At 50.6% G+C, this 19,317-nt stretch carries 10 protein-coding genes; 8 read left to right on the forward strand and 2 right to left on the reverse strand.

The window, feature by feature from the left end; translation table 11 throughout:
- Positions 1–2 precede the first annotated feature (2 nt).
- Entirely contained in the window at positions 3–6,728 is a 6,726-nt protein-coding gene (locus GXO76_12430; protein NOY78663.1) for a hypothetical protein, read from the forward strand.
- Positions 6,729–6,730: 2 nt separating this feature from the next.
- Entirely contained in the window at positions 6,731–7,666 is a 936-nt protein-coding gene (locus GXO76_12435) for a hypothetical protein (GenBank protein NOY78664.1), read from the forward strand.
- A gap of 63 nt (positions 7,667–7,729) precedes the next feature.
- Here the strand turns inward: GXO76_12435 and GXO76_12440 are convergent, their stop codons facing one another.
- Complete coding sequence (locus GXO76_12440; GenBank protein NOY78665.1) at positions 7,730–8,821, reverse strand: serine/threonine-protein phosphatase; 1,092 nt, start codon at positions 8,819–8,821, stop codon at positions 7,730–7,732.
- A gap of 388 nt (positions 8,822–9,209) precedes the next feature.
- Here GXO76_12440 and GXO76_12445 point away from each other — a divergent pair, with 388 nt between their 5' ends.
- From GXO76_12445 to GXO76_12455, 3 genes are all read left to right on the forward strand, one after another.
- Positions 9,210–9,782, forward strand: a complete 573-nt coding sequence (locus tag GXO76_12445) for a D-lyxose/D-mannose family sugar isomerase (GenBank protein ID NOY78666.1) — start codon at positions 9,210–9,212, stop codon at positions 9,780–9,782.
- Between the two features lie 78 nt (positions 9,783–9,860).
- Positions 9,861–10,886 carry a carbohydrate kinase family protein gene (locus tag GXO76_12450; GenBank protein NOY78667.1) on the forward strand — a complete coding sequence of 342 codons (1,026 nt, stop codon included), beginning with the start codon at positions 9,861–9,863 and terminating at the stop codon, positions 10,884–10,886.
- A 289-nt stretch (positions 10,887–11,175) separates the two neighbouring features.
- Entirely contained in the window at positions 11,176–12,420 is a 1,245-nt protein-coding gene (locus GXO76_12455; protein NOY78668.1) for a serpin family protein, read from the forward strand.
- Positions 12,421–12,638: 218 nt separating this feature from the next.
- On the opposite strand, the gene GXO76_12460 is transcribed toward GXO76_12455, so the two are convergent.
- Positions 12,639–14,708: a S9 family peptidase gene (locus GXO76_12460; GenBank protein ID NOY78669.1), complete on the reverse strand. Its 2,070-nt coding sequence runs from the start codon at positions 14,706–14,708 to the stop codon at positions 12,639–12,641.
- Positions 14,709–14,965: 257 nt separating this feature from the next.
- Here GXO76_12460 and GXO76_12465 point away from each other — a divergent pair, with 257 nt between their 5' ends.
- The 3 genes from GXO76_12465 (at position 14,966) to GXO76_12475 (ending at position 19,303) form a co-directional block, all read left to right on the forward strand.
- Positions 14,966–17,392 carry a hypothetical protein gene (locus tag GXO76_12465; protein ID NOY78670.1) on the forward strand — a complete coding sequence of 809 codons (2,427 nt, stop codon included), beginning with the start codon at positions 14,966–14,968 and terminating at the stop codon, positions 17,390–17,392.
- Positions 17,393–17,590: 198 nt separating this feature from the next.
- Positions 17,591–18,496 (forward strand): patatin-like phospholipase family protein, encoded by a 906-nt coding sequence (locus GXO76_12470; protein ID NOY78671.1) that lies wholly within the window; start codon positions 17,591–17,593, stop codon positions 18,494–18,496.
- A 3-nt stretch (positions 18,497–18,499) separates the two neighbouring features.
- Positions 18,500–19,303 carry an SDR family oxidoreductase gene (locus tag GXO76_12475; protein NOY78672.1) on the forward strand — a complete coding sequence of 268 codons (804 nt, stop codon included), beginning with the start codon at positions 18,500–18,502 and terminating at the stop codon, positions 19,301–19,303.
- Positions 19,304–19,317 lie beyond the last annotated feature (14 nt).

Raw genomic sequence — 19,317 nt, forward strand, 5'->3', positions numbered from 1 at the left:
CTATGAAACGTTTATGCGTGTTTTTTTGGGGAGCACTACTTTTTGCCACGACGGCCTATGCTCAAACCGTTACGGTCTCGGTGCCGGATATTCAGCAGTCGGAAGGAAAAACATTCCGGTTGCCGGTGAAGGTGTCTGACCTTTCCGGGTTAAATATTTACTCATTCGATTTAACGCTGGTTTATGATCCCGGTGTTTTAACGGCTCTGGATGCCCGAACGTCGGGTTCCCTTTCGGCCTCCTGGGGGCCGGCCACAAAAAACATCACCAGCGGGCAAATTCAGGTGGGTATTGGGGGAACGAATGCCTTGTCGGGTGCCGGGGATTTGATTTACCTTATTTTTAAGGTCAATAATGGGGTGTCTGTCGGCAAAACGTCCATATTGACATTTACAAACTTTAAATTCAATGAGGGGTCTCCATCTGTCCAATTAAACAATGGAACATTTACGGTTATTTTGGATACCGAGCCCCCAAAGATCACATCGGGCCCGCAGGCAGTCAATCTTACAGCGCATTCGGCCGACATTCACTGGCGAACGGATGAACCCGCCGACAGCAAGGTGGAATACGGACTCACCTCTTCGTACGGAGACGTGTTGGAAAATTCCTCCTTGGTTACGTCCCATTCGGTAACGCTTCATCCACTCAAACCTTCGACTACCTACCATTACCGGGTTGCATCCAAAGACAAATTGGGGAACGGCCCAACGGTTTCTTCGGATCAAACCTTTACAACGGCCGCTATTATTGCCCGTTTGCCTTCGCTTTCCCTGGATCCGGGGGCGGACATTATTTTCCCTCTGACCGTGACGGATGTTTCGGAGCAGGGGATTACGTCTGCAGAAATCGTCGTCACCTACGACGCCGGACTTTTATCTCCGACAGGCGTCAGTTCGGACGGCACCCTTATTTCCGCATGGAATTCTCCGGCATTTCAGGTGGAATCCGGAAAAATCACCATTACCCTTTCCGGTACGACACCTTTGAGCGGGTCGGGGATTTTGGTCAACATACAGTTTCACATTTCAGACGCGGCGAAAATCGGGCAAACCACGCCCCTTACATTTCAGAAATTTATGTTGAAAAACAGCGGGGGCGAAACCATACCTGCCACCACCCAGAACGGGCGGTTTACCGTAGAGGATACGCGTCCTCCGGAAATTGTGTCGGGTCCGCAGGTGGAATCCATCACTGCCAAAAGTGCCGTAGTCACCTGGCAGACCAATGAAAAAAGTACCAGTATTGTGCGATATGGGCGCGATACATCGTATGGATGGCAGAAAAAGAATCAGACGCGTACCCTTCAGCATTCCGTTCTGTTGTCCAATCTTTCACCGTCTACGACGTACCATTTTCAGGTGGGCTCAGTGGATTCCAGCGGGAACGGTCCCACATTCAGCCAGGATGCCACTTTCAGCACGGAAGCCGGAACCGGAATTATTTTAACGGCGGAAAATGTCACGGGACAGGCGGGAAATGATGTCACCGTGCCGCTCCGGGTGACGGATGTAAGCCAGCAGGGCGTCAGACGCTACACCGTTGTACTGACCTACGATTCGGAGCTGATCACGGCGGTTTCGGCTCAAACGTCCGGTACTTTAACGTCCGGTTGGGGCGCTCCGGTTTTTCAAAAAGTGGATGGACAGGTGGTTATCCAGGGACAATCCGGTACGCCCCTTGCCGGAGCGGGAGTACTGGTGAAGGTGATTTTTCACGTCAAATCGGACGTAACCGACGGCGTAACCACTCCTATTTCCTTTGTCTTTGCCCAATTCAATACGGGGATGCCTGAATTGACCACCGCGAACGGGTTGCTTACCCTTCGCGGAACCCCCGACAGCCAGGCACCGCAGATCACGTTTGGACCCTTTGCACAAAATATCTCGGCAACCGGGGCACAAATCGTTTGGGTTACGGACGAGCCTTCTTCCGGGATTGTGGAATTCGGAACGGGGACCTCCTACGGACAAACGGCGGGGGGGGCAGCTGTTTTTGAACGGATTCACCGGATCACCCTGTCGGGGCTGCTTCCGGGCACCCGCTACCATTTTCGGGTCAAATCATCGGATCGCTGGGGAAACGGACCCACTGTCAGCCCGGATGCTTCTTTCCAGACCACCAATGGAGGGGAAGTACAGGTCTCTCTTCCCAACCGGACCATTCGTGCCGGAACACAATTCGACTGGCCCATTCAAATCGGGGACGTTTCCGGAAAGTCCGTTTATTCGGCCGACATCACGGTGACTTTTGATCCCGACGTGCTCACGGCCATTTCGGCCTCTACGTCGGGGACACGGGCCAGCAGTTGGGGGCCTCCCACCACAACCGTGAAAAGGGGCAAAATAATTATTGCGATGGGAGGAATTAGTGCCCTTAGCGGCAGTGGCAGCCTGGTCAAAATCCGCTTTCAGGTATCCGGATCCGCAAAGGAAGGAACCCAGGCACCGGTTGTTTTTCAGCGGTTCGTTTTTAATGAAGGAACACCGGCTTCTGTTTACAGGGGGGGACTGTTTACGGTCAAGGATGTGACGGCACCGAAAATTACAGCGGGACCCTCCGTGGTGGCAAAAACGGCGTCTACGGCCACTATTTTGTGGGCAACGAATGAAGCGTCTACCGGGAGGATTGACTACGGTGAGACCGCTTCTTACGGCCAGATGGAAGAAAGCGGCATTCTCGAAAAAAGTCACCTGGCGGTCATAACCGGATTGTATTCGGGGACAACCTACCATTTTCGTGTCTCATCAACGGATGCCAGTGGAAACGGGCCCACACAAAGCGCCGACCAGACCTTTCAAACGGTGGTTGAACAGCCCATGATTTTCCGGCTGCCTTCCGTGGCCTACGATGTGGGACACACATTTGATTTACCCGTTCGATTGGACAGCCTTGGAAATGGCAGTCTGTATTCCTTCAAAATGACCCTGAAGTTTGATTCCCGTTATCTCGAGGCAACAGGGGTGAAAACTGCAGGAAGTTTGACCGAGTTCTGGGAAGCGCCCGTGGTGAGTGTCGGCCCGGATTCGGTTTCCATTGAAATGCGTTCCAACAATCCGATCCACGAAAACGGCGTTCTTTTTAAGGTACAATTTCGGGTTAAAACCGGTGGAGCTTACAATTACCCGACTCCTCTGACTTTGCAGAATGTTTCTGCAAATGGCCTTTCTTCGGGCTTCGTTATTCGGGAGGGCCGCTTTACGCTTCGCGATCTGACGCCTCCGGAAATCTTGACGGGTCCCAATTCCACCGAGGTTCGGGCTCATTCGGTTCACATTGTCTGGACAACAAACGAGCCGTCCAACAGTAAAGTGGATTACGGAGTGACTTCCACGTATGACAAGGCTGTTGAAAGCGAGGACCTGGTAACCTACCACGATCTGGCGGTTGCCGGACTCAATCCAAACACGACGTATCATTTTCGTGTCAGTTCAACCGATTCTGTGGGCAATGGGCCGGTTCAAAGCACCGATCAAACCTTTACCACGACGTCTGGAAATGAGGTGGTGGTTTCCATTCCCGACACCCTGGCCCCTGTGGGGCAGACCATCTGGTACCCGGTTTCTGTTGAAGATGTCACCGGAAAGAACATCACCCGCTACCATTTCATCCTAAAATACGATTCTTCGGCGGTTCGCGCGCTTCAGGTGAGAAAAACCGGAACGCTTTCAGCATCCTGGGGTACGCCCACCGTTGGGATAACCGACACATCTATTACAGTGGATCACACCGGAAATGCCCCTCTTTCGGGCAGCGGAGATTTGATTCAGATTCAATTTAAGATTAAGGCCACGGCCGGAGTGGGCCGGGATGTGGGACTGATTTTTCAAGAGTTTACCTTTAATACCGGAGATCCGCCGGCTTCCCCCAACAGCGCACGATGGCTTTTGGTTGACCGCACCCCGCCTGAGTTTGTGGGAACGCCAAAGGTCACAGATGTGGGGTTTAATTATGCGACCCTATTCTGGAAAACCAATGAATTAACGACAGGCAAAATTGATTACGGCACAACACCCAGTTACGGAAAACAACTCAAAGAAACGAAAATAGACACCGTTCACCGGATCACGATAGAGAATTTGACCGCTCTTACAACCTATCATTTCAGGGTGTCTGTCACGGATACGGCAGGGAACGGGCCGGTTTTGAGCAAGGATCTAAGCTTCACCACATTGTCCGACACGGTTTTTGTTACCGTCCCCGACACAACGGTCCCCATGGGCAGTACGTTTGAATTGCCGCTGGTCGTAACCAATCTGACGGGATTTGGAATCACCCGTTTTGCCATTGAGATTGCCTACAATCCCGATCAGATTACGGCGTTGGGGGCGTCTTCCAGGGGGACACTTGCTCAGGATTGGGGTGTGCCTGCTTTTTCCGCTTCCGATCATGTGCTTCACGTGGAAATGTCCGGGACAGAGCCGCTCAAAGGAACCGGTGTTTTAATCCGGCTGAAATTCCAATTATTGGGTGGTGTGGTGCCCGGCACGGATCTGGAAATTCCGTTTCAATCGTTTCAGTTTAATAACGGAACGCCGGTTGTAAAGACCACACCGGCAAAAATCCACGCCATTGCGGGGGGGAGCGGAATTGAGGTTTCCCTGCCGGATACCAGTTTTTTACCCGGCAAAAGCGTGCGGATCCCGGTCAGGGTAGGAGATCTAACTCAGAAAGGAATATTCTCATTTAACGGGAAATTGGTTTTTTCTCATTCGGTTCTCAAAATAAGCGGCGCCACCACCCAAAAGTCCCTGCTGGAAGCCTGGAAGACAATTGATGCGTCTGTTTACCCGGACAGCGTCATTTTTTCGGCGCAGGGGACAAAGGCTCTTTCGGACTCCGGTGTCTTATTTTATTTTGAGGGGACAACCAATTCTCAGGCCAATGAAGGCGATACGAGTTCCCTCATTTTGGAGCGGTTTACCTTTAATCGCGGAAACCCTGTGGCTCAGGTGAAAAACGGGAGAGTGCGAATTGTTATCCGTCACGATGCCATTTCGGGCCTTGTTTTTGAGTCGGACAGCGTAACGGTTTTACCGGGCGCGACAATTTCTGCCCGGGAAACGGGAACCCAAACCGTAAAAACGGCCCGGTCGGACACAACGGGATTTTTTCAGATTCGCGGTCTGGATTCAACCCGAACCTATGACGTGTTTGCTTCCAAAGCGGGTTACACCCCCTCGGACATTTTGAGGAAAATCAAGCCCGGGGCCCGAAATCTGAAATTGTACCTTGAAAAACAAAACGGGTTTATTGACGGCTGGGTTAAGGCGAATACGGGTGAACCGGTGGTGGGGGCTCTTGTCGTGGCAGACGACGGACACACGCACTTCGGTTCGGGGAATACGGACTCTACCGGCCACTTTGCCATCAACAATCTGGCAAAACGGTACGCGTACACAGTGAAGATTACAAAATATGGTTTTCACGATAAAATTATTTCCAATGTTGCCGTCAATCAAACGGTTTCCGTTACACTGGATTGGTTTTACGGCCGGGTTTTGGGAATGGTTAGAGACACGACCCGGGCACCCATGGATAGTGTGTGGGTACAGGCATTGAATCTGAAAAAGGGAACGCGAGTGGACAGCTTCTTAACCGGAAAAGACGGCCGCTACCAACTGGACAGCCTGAAAGCCGACCAATATTTGGTTTACGCTCTTCGTAACGGATTTGTCAGTACGCCCAACCAGGTCACGGTTAACCTGGCACCCGGAGATACCGTAACGGAAGATTTTATCCTGGAAAAGGCTGTTTTGGCCTCGATTGAAATCTCGGGCGACCGGGAGATTCCCAATAATGTTCCTTCCCGTTTCGATTTTGTGGCCAAGACGGCCGGCGGAAAGGTCATGGGCCTGCAATCGCCCGTCTGGAAACTCTGGCCGGAGGCCGCGGGGGTTGTCAGTCAGGGGGTGGTGTACCCGGATTCTCAGTATTTTGGGGAGGCTTTTCTGTCCGTAATGGACCCGTTTACCGGAATTGCAGATACACTGGCCATTTCTCTGTATGCTCCGGTGAGCCCTTCTTCGCAGCTCACCGTTAAAAATGCAGACGGCGTAACCCTGGCCATTGCGGCGGGATCCGTAGACCAGCCTCAAAAAATAAAAATTCAAGCCATCTCGCTTCCATCCGTAAAGAAGAGTACAAAGCGGTACGCGGCTTTGGGGAAAGGTTATCTGCTGAAACCGGGAGGCTTTCATTTTCTAAAGCCCCTCCAATTAACTCTGCCGGTTCCGGAGGGATTTGTTCCGAAGCGCACGCGCATCGGCAAATGGAATCAGGAATTGGCCCGATGGGACATTCTGGAAACCCGGGTAACCGGAGAGCGTGCGATTACGGCCGATGTGGAATCCTTTTCGCTTCTGGCCGTTCTTAACCCGGCACGTGATCTCGGAATGGAATCGCTCAAATTGATCCCGAATCCCTTTTCGCCTGTGGTGGATTCGGATGGGGATGGCAGTCCCGGCCTGACCATTCAGTTTTTAATTACCTCACGGGACACGCGGCGTCCCTTTGTGACCATTGAGATTTACAGCATGGTCGGCCAGAAGGTGCGAACCCTGTTGGATGACCAGCCGGAAAATAAGGACCAGTATTTGCGCTTTCACTGGGATGGGCTGACCGATGATGGCCGAATGGCCCGAAACGGGCGCTATCTGATAAAAATTGACGTATCGGATGCAACCGGTACAAAAACAACCCTTAAAACCGTGGTTCTGGTGAAATAAAAATGAAAAAACGAACGCTTGTAATTTTCGTGTGGCTGCTGCTGGGTGTGGGGGTGACGACCGTCCGGGCTCAGGACTTGGCCGGTATCCCTGCTGCTTTTGTGGACATCGGATTTGGGGCCCGGCCCTTGGGTATGTCCGGCGCGTATTCCGCCGCAAGTAACGGGGTGGAATCGCTTCTCTGGAATCCGGCCGGACTGGCGGGAGTCCCTTTTGTTCAGGGAACATTCAGCACCACCCGGCAGCTGGGACTTATCCCTTATCAAATGGCGGCGGCCGCCTTTCGCTTCGGGCTGAATTTTGTTCATTCCGAAGGAATCATCCTTTCGGGCGACGACGCCATGCGGGAATTTACATTTCTGGTGGGGTTGAGCTACGAAAAACGGTGGGAAACCGGGTCTTGGGTCAGAGGCGGGGCGACGATCAGCTACCGCAATGCCAGCTTTGGGAAAAATGCCGCTCAGAACGAGGGAGCAGTCACCGGAAGCGCATCGGGATTTTCCATGGATTGGGGCGTTCAGTACTCCCCGGCGAAACACTACGTTCTGGCGGCCGTCCTGAAAAATATGGTAAATTATCTGCAATGGAACAGCTCCACTCTCGGAAAATACAGCGAGGGTACACCCAGGCAATTGGTTTTTGGTCTCGCTGCATTGGACATTTTGAAATTTAATTTTGATTTGGATTTCGAGAAAGCTCTCTACCAAGACGTTGCAGACCGCTTTTCTTTTGGGATGGAACGCCCGATTTACAAATACTTTTTTCTGAGAGGCGGCATTTCACGGGGATTGGTTCCCTCGGATTTCTTATCGACGGCCGTTGGCGGGGGACTTCGGTATCGGTTTCCTCAGGGGTTTATCCTGTATCTGGATGGAGCGTATATTTTTCAGGATTTAAACAACAATTTCCGGCTGTCGGTTTCTTTCGATCTGGAATGAGGCTTATTAAAGGAGTTTTTATTTGAATTCAGATTCGGGATTGTATTTCGCTTAAGAGAAATATTAAGCGATGCGCTTTAACACCACCAGCGAGAGATCGTCTCCCAGGCGGGAATGACCCACAAACTGACGGACATCCGCCAGGAGTTTTTCTCCCATTTCCCGGGCAGATAAATGGGATCGTTTTTCAAAAAGCGTGAACAGCCGTTCTTCGCCGAAAAACTCACCCTGCTCATTGAGTGCCTCGGTTAAACCGTCGGAATAGATCAGGAGGAAATCCCCTTCCTGAAGGATGACGGTTTGCTGCGAATATTCAGCATTTGGAAGCAATCCCAAAGCCGGTCCTCCCTTTGACGTTTCCTTGAACCCCATTTTTGTCACAACAACCGGGGGCAAATGCCCGGCATTAATGAACCGGATTTCGTGAGAATTCGATCCCAACTCCAGATAAACCAGCGAAGAGAAATTTTGCGGAAGAACATCCCTGTAAAAGATGCGATTTATTCTGAAGACCAAATCTGGAAGCGATTCAGCTTCCGGCGCCAATGCCCGGATGGTGGCCTGCAATTTGGCCATCAATAAGGCTGCCGGCAGGCCCTTGCCCGACACATCTCCGAGAGCAACCGCATATCGATCCTGATCCAATTCCAAAAAATCAATCAGGTCTCCGCCCACTTCGTTGGCAGACTGGGTAAAGAGCCACAGTTCCCAGTTGGGTACGTTCGGCATGGGGGGAGGAGCCAGGGCTTTCTGAATAGCCCGTCCCTCGGCTAATTCATTTTGGGCAACCAGTTTGTCTTTTAATTCAAGCATCAGAACAAAGAGGATGATTAATTCGCCCAAGAAATTGGTATTTGCAGTGGTTCTTCCGAATTGAAAAGACGGCATTAAAAACAAGGCGATGAGCAGCAAAATACGACGGGCAGGTGTGAGCTTAAAAAAGAGGGTTTTTAAAAGCCACCAGACAAGAAAGAGCCAACGCTTGACTTTTCCCATATTTTGCAGACGTTTTTTCCGATCGCGAGTGAGAAAGAAATCCTGCAGGCCTAAAAAATCATCCCGGATAGTCTTCCAGAGTCCGGTTTGGTGAAGATCATTTAAAATTGTTTTTCCAATTTTCTGATTGTCACTGGATGTTGAATCCGTGGTTTTCATTTTTATTTTCCATTTGTTGAAATGAACCGTGCCTTATAAAATACGATACGAATGCTTTAATGTTTGGGAAAAAGTACATCCTCCTAAAAGATGCATGTTTTATTCAGAGATTGCCAATTTCTTCAATTTACAAGAGAATTATTTATTGGGCCGCGAAAACAAAATTAGAGATTTTAATTTCCCTGTTTACGAAATTATCTTGATTCCATTCCTTGCAAACTTTATCTTTTAGAGACTAATAAAACAACTTCCCTACTCATCAGACACACCGGCAACCGTAACGGGATCACAATAAAATGAAGGCCAGAAATTTTTATTTGACAACACGCAGCACATAATGTCTACAGGTGTAACCAAATTGTAAATTTCTTAAGAAAGGATTTTTAGCATGAAACGTTCCGAAATCAACCGCGCCATTAAACAGGCCATGGCCTGTTTTGAACGAAATGGCTGGCATTTGCCGCCTAACCCCCGATGGGATGTAACGGATGCAGGGCTGGGTGATTTTAAGAAATACGGCCTGGTTCTGGTGAATCTGGCTGAAGAAGACGAGTATTGTGAAAAGCTGATGTACGGGGTCAAAAATCAGCGTACACCGGCTCACTGCCACCGCCAGAAGAAAGAAGACATCATTTGCCGAAACGGGGAACTGGCGATTCAGGTCTGGAATCACAATCCCAATGAAAAACGCGAGCCGCAGATCTTCCAAGTCAAAATAAATGGAGAAATGCGGGACGTGCGGTCGGGAGATATCATTCACCTGAAAGCGGGCGAACGCATAACACTGGTGCCGGGCGTGTACCACGAATTCTGGCCGGAATCGGAGGAATGCATTATCGGGGAAGTTTCGTCACACAATGATGATTTGCACGACAATTTCTTCGCCAATCCGGATGTGGGGCGGTTCCCGGAAATTGAAGAAGATGAGCCCCCGTTTGTGAAATTGGTAAATGAGTTGTAGGTAACACAAGGTTTTTTAAGATGCGAAATTCTGGGTGCTTACGAATTGCGATTATTTTAATTTTGCGGGAAAAAACACATGGAAAATCACCGAAGTGGTATTCTGGCTGCCGGAAACTGGCTGCTGGATCATGTCAAAATCATTGACCAGTATCCGGAACAGGAATCTTTGGCTATTATTCAGGAGGAGAGTCTGGGTAACGGAGGCGGGCCGTACAATTTGCTGAAGGATTTGGCCCGTTTAAAGGCTCCCTTTTCCCTGGCGGGAATTGGCCTGCTGGGAGACGATTCGGAAGGGAAATTCATTCGAGCCGATTGCCGGACACACGGCATTGACGTTTCCGGATTGAAAACCACCGATCGGGCCCCCACCTCATACACAGACGTTATGACTGTTCGTTCAACGGGAAAGCGCACCTTCTTTCACCAGAAAGGAGCCAATGCCTTTTTGGATGAATCCCATTTTGAGCTGGAGAAGAAAACGGCCCGGATTTTTTACCTGGGGTACGTGTTACTCCTGGACACTTTGGACGTCCCCGGCTCAGATGGACGTACAGGAGCAGCCCGGGTGTTACAAAAAGCCACGGCTTTGGGATTTCAGACCGCTGTTGATGTAGTGAGTGAAACCAGTGACCGGTTCCAAAGTGTGGTCGGGCCGGTTTTGCCGTGGGTTGATTTTTTGATCGTCAATGAGTTTGAAGCGGGAAAGATTGCCGGAGTGCCCACTCGCGTCAATGGAAAACTGAAACCGGAAGGTCTTCGCGAAGCGGCTCGCGTGCTTTTGAACCGGGGCGTGCGCCGGTGGGTGGCTATTCATTTTCCTGAGGGAGCGCTGGCGGCCAATTCGAAAGGGCAGGTTATTGTACAGGGAAGTGTGCGTGTTCCGTCTGAAAAAATCAAGGGTGCCGCGGGTGCCGGCGATGCCTTTGCGGCCGGATTTCTTTACGGTATGCATGAACAGTGGGATATTCAGGCAAGCGTTCGGTTGGGAGTCAGCGTGGCTGCGGTGTCGCTTTTCGATTCCACCTGTTCGGGAAGCATTTTGCCGGTCGATGAATGCCTGAAAACAGGGGAAAGATTCGGTTTCCGGGAAAATGTGATCTAAAAAATGGAAAGTTTCGTAACCGCAGGCTTTACGCCTGCGAGATAATCGGGTGTTATTTCCGGGGCGATTTGTGGGGGCAATTCATCGGGGCGATTCGTGAATCGCCCCACCACCAAACATTCGCGCATTCGCGGCTTAAAAAATTCACCACGAGAATGCAAAGCCTAAAATATCCGACAAACACGAACACCAAAAAATTTTTCCAAAATAAATTGACAACCCCCCATTTTTATGATATTTTTGTAATAGTTGGGTAAGGAGGTCACGTTTTTCAGAAAGGAGCCCAAACATGAGCCATTTTAAATGGGTGCTTCTGCTGGTCGGTTTTGCTTTTTTGTGGGGAGGCTGTTCGAAAGACGTCTCACCATTACAGCCGGTGGGGACGCATACGTTAACCCCTCTTGAAAAAAAGGTGGTTTCCTCCAGTAACGATTTCGGCTTCAATTTGTTCAAAGAAATTGTTCGTGAAGATTCCAGCGAAAACATCTTTGTCTCGCCTTTGAGTGTATCCATGGCGCTGGGCATGACCCTAAACGGGGCCAACGGGGAAACGGAACGCGCCATGAAGACCACGCTTGGCTTTGGTGACATGGATTTGAAATCGGTGGACACCGCCTACAGGTCGCTCATAACCTATCTGCTTCAAGCGGATCCCAAAGTCATTTTTGAACTGGCCAATTCCATCTGGTACCGAAATACGTTTCCCTTTGAAAAAAGTTTTTTTGATGTGGTCCGAACCTATTTTCAGTCCGAAGTGCAGGGGCTCAATTTTAATGATCCGAATTCGGTGAAGATCATTAACAACTGGGTGGCAGCGAAAACACACAATAAGATCAAAAGCATTCTGGATCGGATTGACAAAAGTTCTGTCATGTTTCTAATCAATGCCATTTATTTTAAAGGAACGTGGACCTATCAATTCAAGAAGGAAGCCACCCAAGAAGATAGTTTCTATCTGCCGGACGGCTCAACGATTTCCGTCCAGATGATGAACCAATCCGGAGAATACGACTATTTTGAAACGGATCAGTTTCAAGCCATTGATTTGCCCTACGGAGATGGCGCTTACAGCATGACCATTTTCCTGCCCACACACAATGTGCCGCTGGATTCGCTCATTGGCCAGTTGAATCCCCAAACCTGGCATACCTGGATGGGGCGATTTGAGAAGAAAAAAGGCGGTATTTTGCTGCCAAAATTTACCCTTCGCTACAAAATTAACTTAAACAGCGTATTAGAAGCGCTTGGGATGGGCATTGCCTTTAGTCCCTCACAGGCCGATTTTACCCGAATGAGCAAAAAGGGGGGACTTTACATTGGATTCGTCAAACACAAAACCTTTGCCAAAGTGGACGAAGAAGGAACCGAAGCTGCTGCCGTGACGGTGGTGGGCATGTATGCTACAAGTGTCGGAGGGGGGAGCAATGGATTTACGATGATCGTCAATCGGCCCTTTTTGTGTGTGATTCGGGAGCACGCCACGAACACAATTGTATTTATCGGTAAAATTTCGCACCCGCAATGGGAAGATTAATCCCAAGAATGGTAGGGTATTTTTGAGATTATTCGTATTTCAGAAAAATCCCACATTTAATTTTTTATTTCAACCCCTGAATGCGGAAATTGGTTTACCCGAAATAACGTGAGTGAAAATCAATCCCCAAAAAGCAAACCTTGCGAAGGTTTGAATCTTCGCAAGGTTTTTTATTTGGGTCTTTTTTACTGGAAACTCCAGGCCTCTGTCTGTCGGACTTATTTAAACACCTCATTTCGAACCATTTTTTTCACGTCCCACGGAGCGGCCCCGCCGTGCAGATATTTGTGAAACCAATCCAGGTGCGCATCGTAGTAAAGCGGCATGGACTTCACATAGCTGGGCCAGTGGCCGTCGTTTTTAAAAATAATCAGACGGGACGGAACGCCCATTTTTTGCAGGGCCGTGAAAAACTGCAAACTCTGGGTGTAAGGCACGCGGTAATCCCGTTCGCCGGTAATGACGAGCGTCGGGGTTTTGAAATGGGGCACAAAATTGCTGGGAGACCATTTCTGGTAAAGGGGCGAATTCCAGGGCTGCCCGCCCAAATCCCATTCCGGAAACCAGAGTTCCTCTGTAGCGCCGTACATCGAGCGCAAATCGTACACGCCCATCATCGCGGCAATGGCCTTGAAACGGGTGGTGTGTCCCTGGAGCCACATCATCATGTAGCCGCCGTACGACCAGCCCATCACGCCCATCCGATCGGCATCCACCCAGGGGATTTTGGCCAGGGAATCGGCCACAGCCATCACATCCTGGTACACCTTGCCGCCCCAGTCTTTGGAGATTTCCGCCGTGTAGGCCTGACCGTAACCGGTGGACCCGTGGGGATTGGGAAAGGCCACAATGTAACCCGCGCCCGGGTACACCTGCCAGTCGCCGCGAAAAGCATCTGCCCACTGACCCTGAGGCCCGCCGTGCACGTTTAGAATCAAAGGATATTTTTTGTGGGGATCAAAATTGTGGGGCGTTACAATAAACGTGTGCACCGGAATGCCGTCCGCACCGGGAAACCAGCGTTCCAGAACCGGCCGAATGTCCACGGAATCTTCCACCGCCTTGTTGAAAAAGGTCAGCCGTTTGGCATGTTTGCCATTGGTGTCCACCCGCCAAATTTCCGTGGGGTCTTGTACCGCCCGCCGGCTGACCGCCACCCATTTTCCGTTGGGTGAAACGGCAAAGGCATTGATCGTTTTCAAATCGGCCACCGGACGAATGCGGTTGTCTTTCAGCCGCACGTTGTACAACGGGAAGTGGCCTTTCACTTCTCCAATAAAGTAAATGCTTTTGGAATCCGGAGCCCACGCGAAGTCGTCCACCCAGTTGTCGAAGGCCTCGGTCAGAATGCGTTTTTGGCCGGTTTTTCGGTTGTAAATAGCCAGGCGGAACCGGTCGGATTCGTAGCCGGGAATTTTCTGCGTGCGGTAGGCGATGAAGCGACCGTCAGGCGAATAGCGCGGCTGGCCGTCGTAAGCGGGATTGTCCGCCGTAATATTTTTGGCGGGGTCTCCCGTGGCCGGAACCAGCCACAGATCCATGTTAGTGGAAGACTCCGGGTGCGGCACGCGCTTGGAGGTAAAACAGATTTCCTTCCCGTCCGGCGAAAAATCGTAATCGGTCGCACCGCTCAAGGAAAAGGGCGGCGAATCGAAATCACCGGGCGTAACGTCCGTCATTTTTTTGGATTTTACATCAAACACAAACAGGTGGTTCCGGTGGCCGTCTTTGTAGTGTGTCCAGTGCCGGTAGAGGAGATGGTCAGCCAGGTGAGCCTGAATGGGCCCTTTTTTCATGGATTCGTTAATGGCTTTGTTGCAACTGTCGCTGGCACCGCATTCCGGAAAAACCGACGTTTCGAATAAAATTTTGGTTCCGTCTTTGGACCAAACCGGATTGGTGATTCCGGTGGAAATATGGGTTAATTGGGTCGGTTCGCCGCCACTGACCGGCAGCAGCCAGAGCTGCGATCCGTTTTTCCGGGTGGAAATGAAAAGCAGGGATTTCCCGTCCGGCGTCCAGCGCGGGGCGTAATCGGCCGCGGGGTTGTTGGTCATCTGGTGCACCTGACTGCCGTCTTTGTTCATCAGGTAAATTTCCGTGTTGCTCTTGCCCTTGTGAAGGGTGTAAGAGGTGACCGTGAAGGCAATTTCTTTTCCGTCCGGTGAAATCTGTGGATCGGAAACCGATTTCAGGTGGTACAAATCCTCAATTGTGAAGGCCTTCTTCTGTGCCATTGCAGGCAAAGACAGAAGAAAAATCGACAGAAAAACGAGCCATTTTTTCATCGTGTTTGTCCTTTCCTTATTTGGAAATCCTGGTCATTTAACAAACTACACCAATGTAAAAAACAACCGGTTTAAATTCAAGCAAAATCCACTTGGCGAACTGCCAACGGCTAATTTGAAACAGACCCATGAAATTTGCGTAGATTAGGACAAACTTGAAAAGGATTCCCATTTGGGCTGATTTGAAATGACCCGAGGGCACTTTTCTTTTCACCGCGTCCGGTTTGTCGGAGTCAATTTTAGAAAGGAGGAATGGCATGAAACGTCTGAGGAGGTTTGCGGTTCTTTTTGTTTTTTCGGTTCTTTTGACAAATCCTATTTGGGGCCAAAATAATCTGACCTACACCGGCAGTACGCAGTTGCTTTTTACGCCTCCGGGGGCCTTTCACAATGGTTTGCTGGGATTTGTGAACCCTTCCGTTCCTGCGTTTGTCCCCAAATTTGAAGTTCTGGGCGTCTGGGACACGAGGCGAAATCCGATCACCCAGACAAATACGTGGGGTATTTTCGCTGCGTCACACGGTCTGGGAACCCAATTTTTCCGGCAAAGAGAAGGAACCGGTTGGGTTTCGGACTACGGGTTGTCGGCTGCTTTTTCGACGGAAACAGTCGGCTTTGGCCTGGGCTACCGCTGGTCAAAGGCGTCGGCGGGGGCCCTGCCGCACGATCGTTTGTTGAATGTTGGGGCTCTTTTTCGACCCAGTCGCTATTTTTCGTTAGGGGCGGCCGGCCATTTTTCGCTGGAACACAATTTCCGTGAAGGCATATTCGAAACGGGCATCCGGCCATTCGGTTCACCTGCGCTCACCCTCTTTGCGGACGCGGCAGCACATTCTGGTCAGGCCCTGAAAAATGCCGAATGGAGTGCCGGGGCCGTGGTGCGCGTATTGCCGGGCGTGCACCTTATCGGTCGATACTTTTCGGACAAAACCCTCACCGCCGGATTGTCTTTCAATTTGGGACACACGGGTGTGGCCGGACAGGCCCGATTTTCCAATCAGCACGATTTGATTTCCAACACCACAGCAATTCGTACAGGAGCTCTTTTGGAAAATCCGTTTTCCGGAAAGGTGCAGAAGAACACCCGGTACGTTCGTTTCTGGCCCAGGGGACCGATCGTATACCACAGCTACCGCTTTGGCGACCGGAAGGAATATTCCTTCTTTGAGCTGCTGAAAAATATCTCCGCATCGGCCAATGACCCGCGGGTAACGGCCATCGTACTCAATTTGTCCGGAACTCGGGTTCAGCCGGAACATGCCTGGGAAATTCGGGAATCACTTAAGCAGGCACAGAAAAAAGGGAAGAAAGTTCTTATTTTCCTCGAAAATACCGACATCTCACTCTACCATCTGGCCAGTGTGGCGGATTGGGTTGTAATGGATCCGCTGGGTTCGTTGACGCTGGAAGGCTTTGTCATGGGACGCACGTTTTACAAAGGCACACTGGAAAAGCTGGGAATCGGATTTGACGAGCTTCGCTTTTTCAAATACAAGTCAGCCGTTGAGGTCTTTAGTCGAAAGAAGATGTCTGAAGCAGACCGCGCACAGCGCCAGGCTTTTGTGGACGATTGGTACAGTCTGGTTAAAACGGATATTGCAAGCTCCAGAAATATGACGCCTGAAAAGTTTGATGCGCTGGTCAACCAAAATTTCCTCTTTCTGGCAGATTCCGCCCAAAAAGCGGGGTTGGTGGATACGCTGGCCCGCTGGTCAGCGATTGATGACGTGGTTAAAGCATTTATGCATAAAAAACTCCGGCCCCTTCCGGTAAAGAGACTGCTTTCCAATGAGCAAGTGATCGATCAGTGGGGACCCGCGCCAAAAATTGCCCTGGTGTACGCGCTGGGAACCTGTGCCATGGACAAAGGCATCCGTGCCCGCTGGCTGGAAAAGGTGTTCAAAAAATTGGAAAAGGACAAAAGCGTGAAAGCCGTGGTGTTCCGTGTGGATTCTCCCGGCGGCGACGCCATGGCCAGCGATCTGGTGGCGGAAGCGATGAAATCCTGTGCCAAAAAGAAGCCGGTTATTGTTTCACAGGGACAGGTGGCCGGTTCCGGCGGGTACTGGATCAGCATGTACGGAGATACCATTGTGGCCGGACCAAACACGGTAACCGGTTCCATCGGGGTCATTGGGGGGTGGCTTTACGATAAGGGGTTTTCGGGGAAGATTGGCTTTACAGCCGATCATGTGAAACGCGGTAAACACGCCGACGCGGGTTTCGGAATTTCCATTCCTTTTGTGGGCATGCTTCCCGAACGCGATTTAACCCGGGATGAACGGGCCACGGTTCGGTATTTTATGAAAAGTGCGTACAACATTTTCGTGAAAAATGTGGCTGAGGGACGGTCGCTCCCGGTGGATTCGGTGAAACAAATCGCCCAGGGGCATGTTTATTCCGGTGTGGAGGGCAAGAAAATAGGGCTGGTGGATGTGATTGGCGGGTTGGAGACGGCGATTCGAATCGCCCGGGAAAAAGCCGGCCTGAAACCGGGCGCCCATGTGGCCCTGGTTGAGATTCCCAAATACAAGGGACTTTTTAAATCACCAATTCCCAACCTGCCGTTTGCGGGCGTGAAAATGTTTACCCCATCGGAAATGGACTATCTTCGAATGGTGTCCGAAATGCCCGGAAAACCGCTGTTTCTCGTGCGGCCAGGGTTGTATCCCATCCTGCGTTAATGGATTCACAGAAAAGCGTTCCAAACGGAGCGCTTTTTTATTTCTTTGACGCCTTGTCTGAATCTATTTTCAGAGAATCCGCCGGTTTCCGGAAAACGTCCCAGCCACGCAAAAAAGTTGATTTTGGGTCCTGTTTGGGGTAAATTTAACTTTATTCCAATGATATATATGACTATTGAATTTGTTGAAAGTGCGGAAATGAAAGTTGATTTTAAAAAATGGTTTTTGGGGTCAATTTTACTGCTCCTTTTTTTCAGCCGGAGCTCTGACGCTCAGCTTCAGAGGACGGCTCCTGAAAAACAAACCTACTCGCTGGCACTGGTGCTCAGCGGCGGGGCTGCTCTTGGCTATGCCCACCTCGGTGTATTAAAGGTGCTGGAAGAAAACGGCGTCCAGCCGGATCTCATTGTGGGTACGTCCATGGGTGCCATTATTGGGGGGCACGTGGCGGCCGGTGTTCCGCTTCCCGCTTTAATCCGGCAGGCTTCGTCCATTACGATTTTTAAGCTGATGGACTGGTCATTTCTTGGCCTGGGATTTTTCAGTTGGGAAAAAACGGAGAAACTTTTTCGGGCTAATCTGGATCACAAGACGTTTGCCGAACTGAAAATTCCATTTGCAGCTGTGGCAACCGATTTATACACAGGGGAAAAGGTTGTGCTGGATTCCGGAGACGTTGTAACGGCTATGCTGGCCAGTGCGTCGGTGCCCGGAATCTACACACCGGTCAAAATCGACGGGCATACGCTGGTGGATGGCGGTCTCGTTGAAAACCTGCCGGTACCCACAGCCAAGGCGCTGGGTGCCAGATACGTCATTGCCGTGGATGTGCATCACCCGCTTTTGAAGGAAAATATTCGCACGCCTTTTGATGTGATCCGGCAGGCTATTTACATTTCGCAGGACGCTCAAACCCGCGACAAGATGAGCGGAGCGGATGTCCTGATTCGGCCCGATTTACAGGGGTTAAGCTACACCAAATTTAGCGCCGTGGATAAGGGAATTGAGGTAGGCGCCCGGGCCGCCCGAGAAAAATTGCCGGAAATTGAAGCGCTCCTTCGAAAAATACAATCCGGGACATCTGATGAAAAAGGGAAAGAATAAGCCGTGGAAAATAAAATCTCCAAAAGAAATGTACTGATTACAGGGGCTTCCAGCGGAATTGGGCTTGAACTGGCAGCGGTGTTTGCAGAGAATGGCTTTAATTTAATTCTGGTTGCCAGGCGTGAAGAAAAATTGAGGGCCGCGGCAGAGCGGTTTCAATCTGCATATGGAATTGAGGTCACGCTTCTTGTAAAGGATTTATTCCGCAGCGAGGCAGTTCAGGAAATGGCTGAGGAGCTTCGGGCCTGGAATATTTCGGTGGACATTCTGGTGAATAATGCGGGATTGGGAGCACTTGGGCCCTTTTACAAAATGGATCCGGAAAAGATAGTTGAAATGATTCAGGTCAATGTGACGGCACTGACACGCCTGACGCGCCAGTTTTTGCCCGATATGCTGGAACGAGGGTACGGAAAAATTCTGAATGTATCTTCAACGGCTGCCTTTCAGCCAGGCCCCCTGATGGCCGTGTATTACGCCACAAAGGCGTTTGTTTTGAATTTTTCGGAGGCCATTTCACACGAGCTTAAAGGGACGCCTGTTACGGTGACGGCGCTGTGCCCCGGTCCAACGGCTTCTGAATTTCAGAAAAAAGCGGGGATGAAAAATGCGCTGGTAGGCCGGGTGGGGCTAATGTCGTCACAAAGGGTGGCTGAAATCGGTTACCGGGGGCTAATGAAGGGGAAACGGGTGGTCATTCCCGGGTTTCCAAATCGACTGGGCGCCTGGTTTGCAAAGCACGCTCCCCGGCCGTGGGTCATGACATTTATTCGCTGGATTCAGGAAAACCGCGATTCAGCTGAATAAAGGGATGAAGCCGG

The sequence above is a fragment of the Calditrichota bacterium genome (assembly GCA_013151735.1).
Classification (GTDB): domain Bacteria; phylum Zhuqueibacterota; class JdFR-76; order JdFR-76; family BMS3Abin05; genus BMS3Abin05.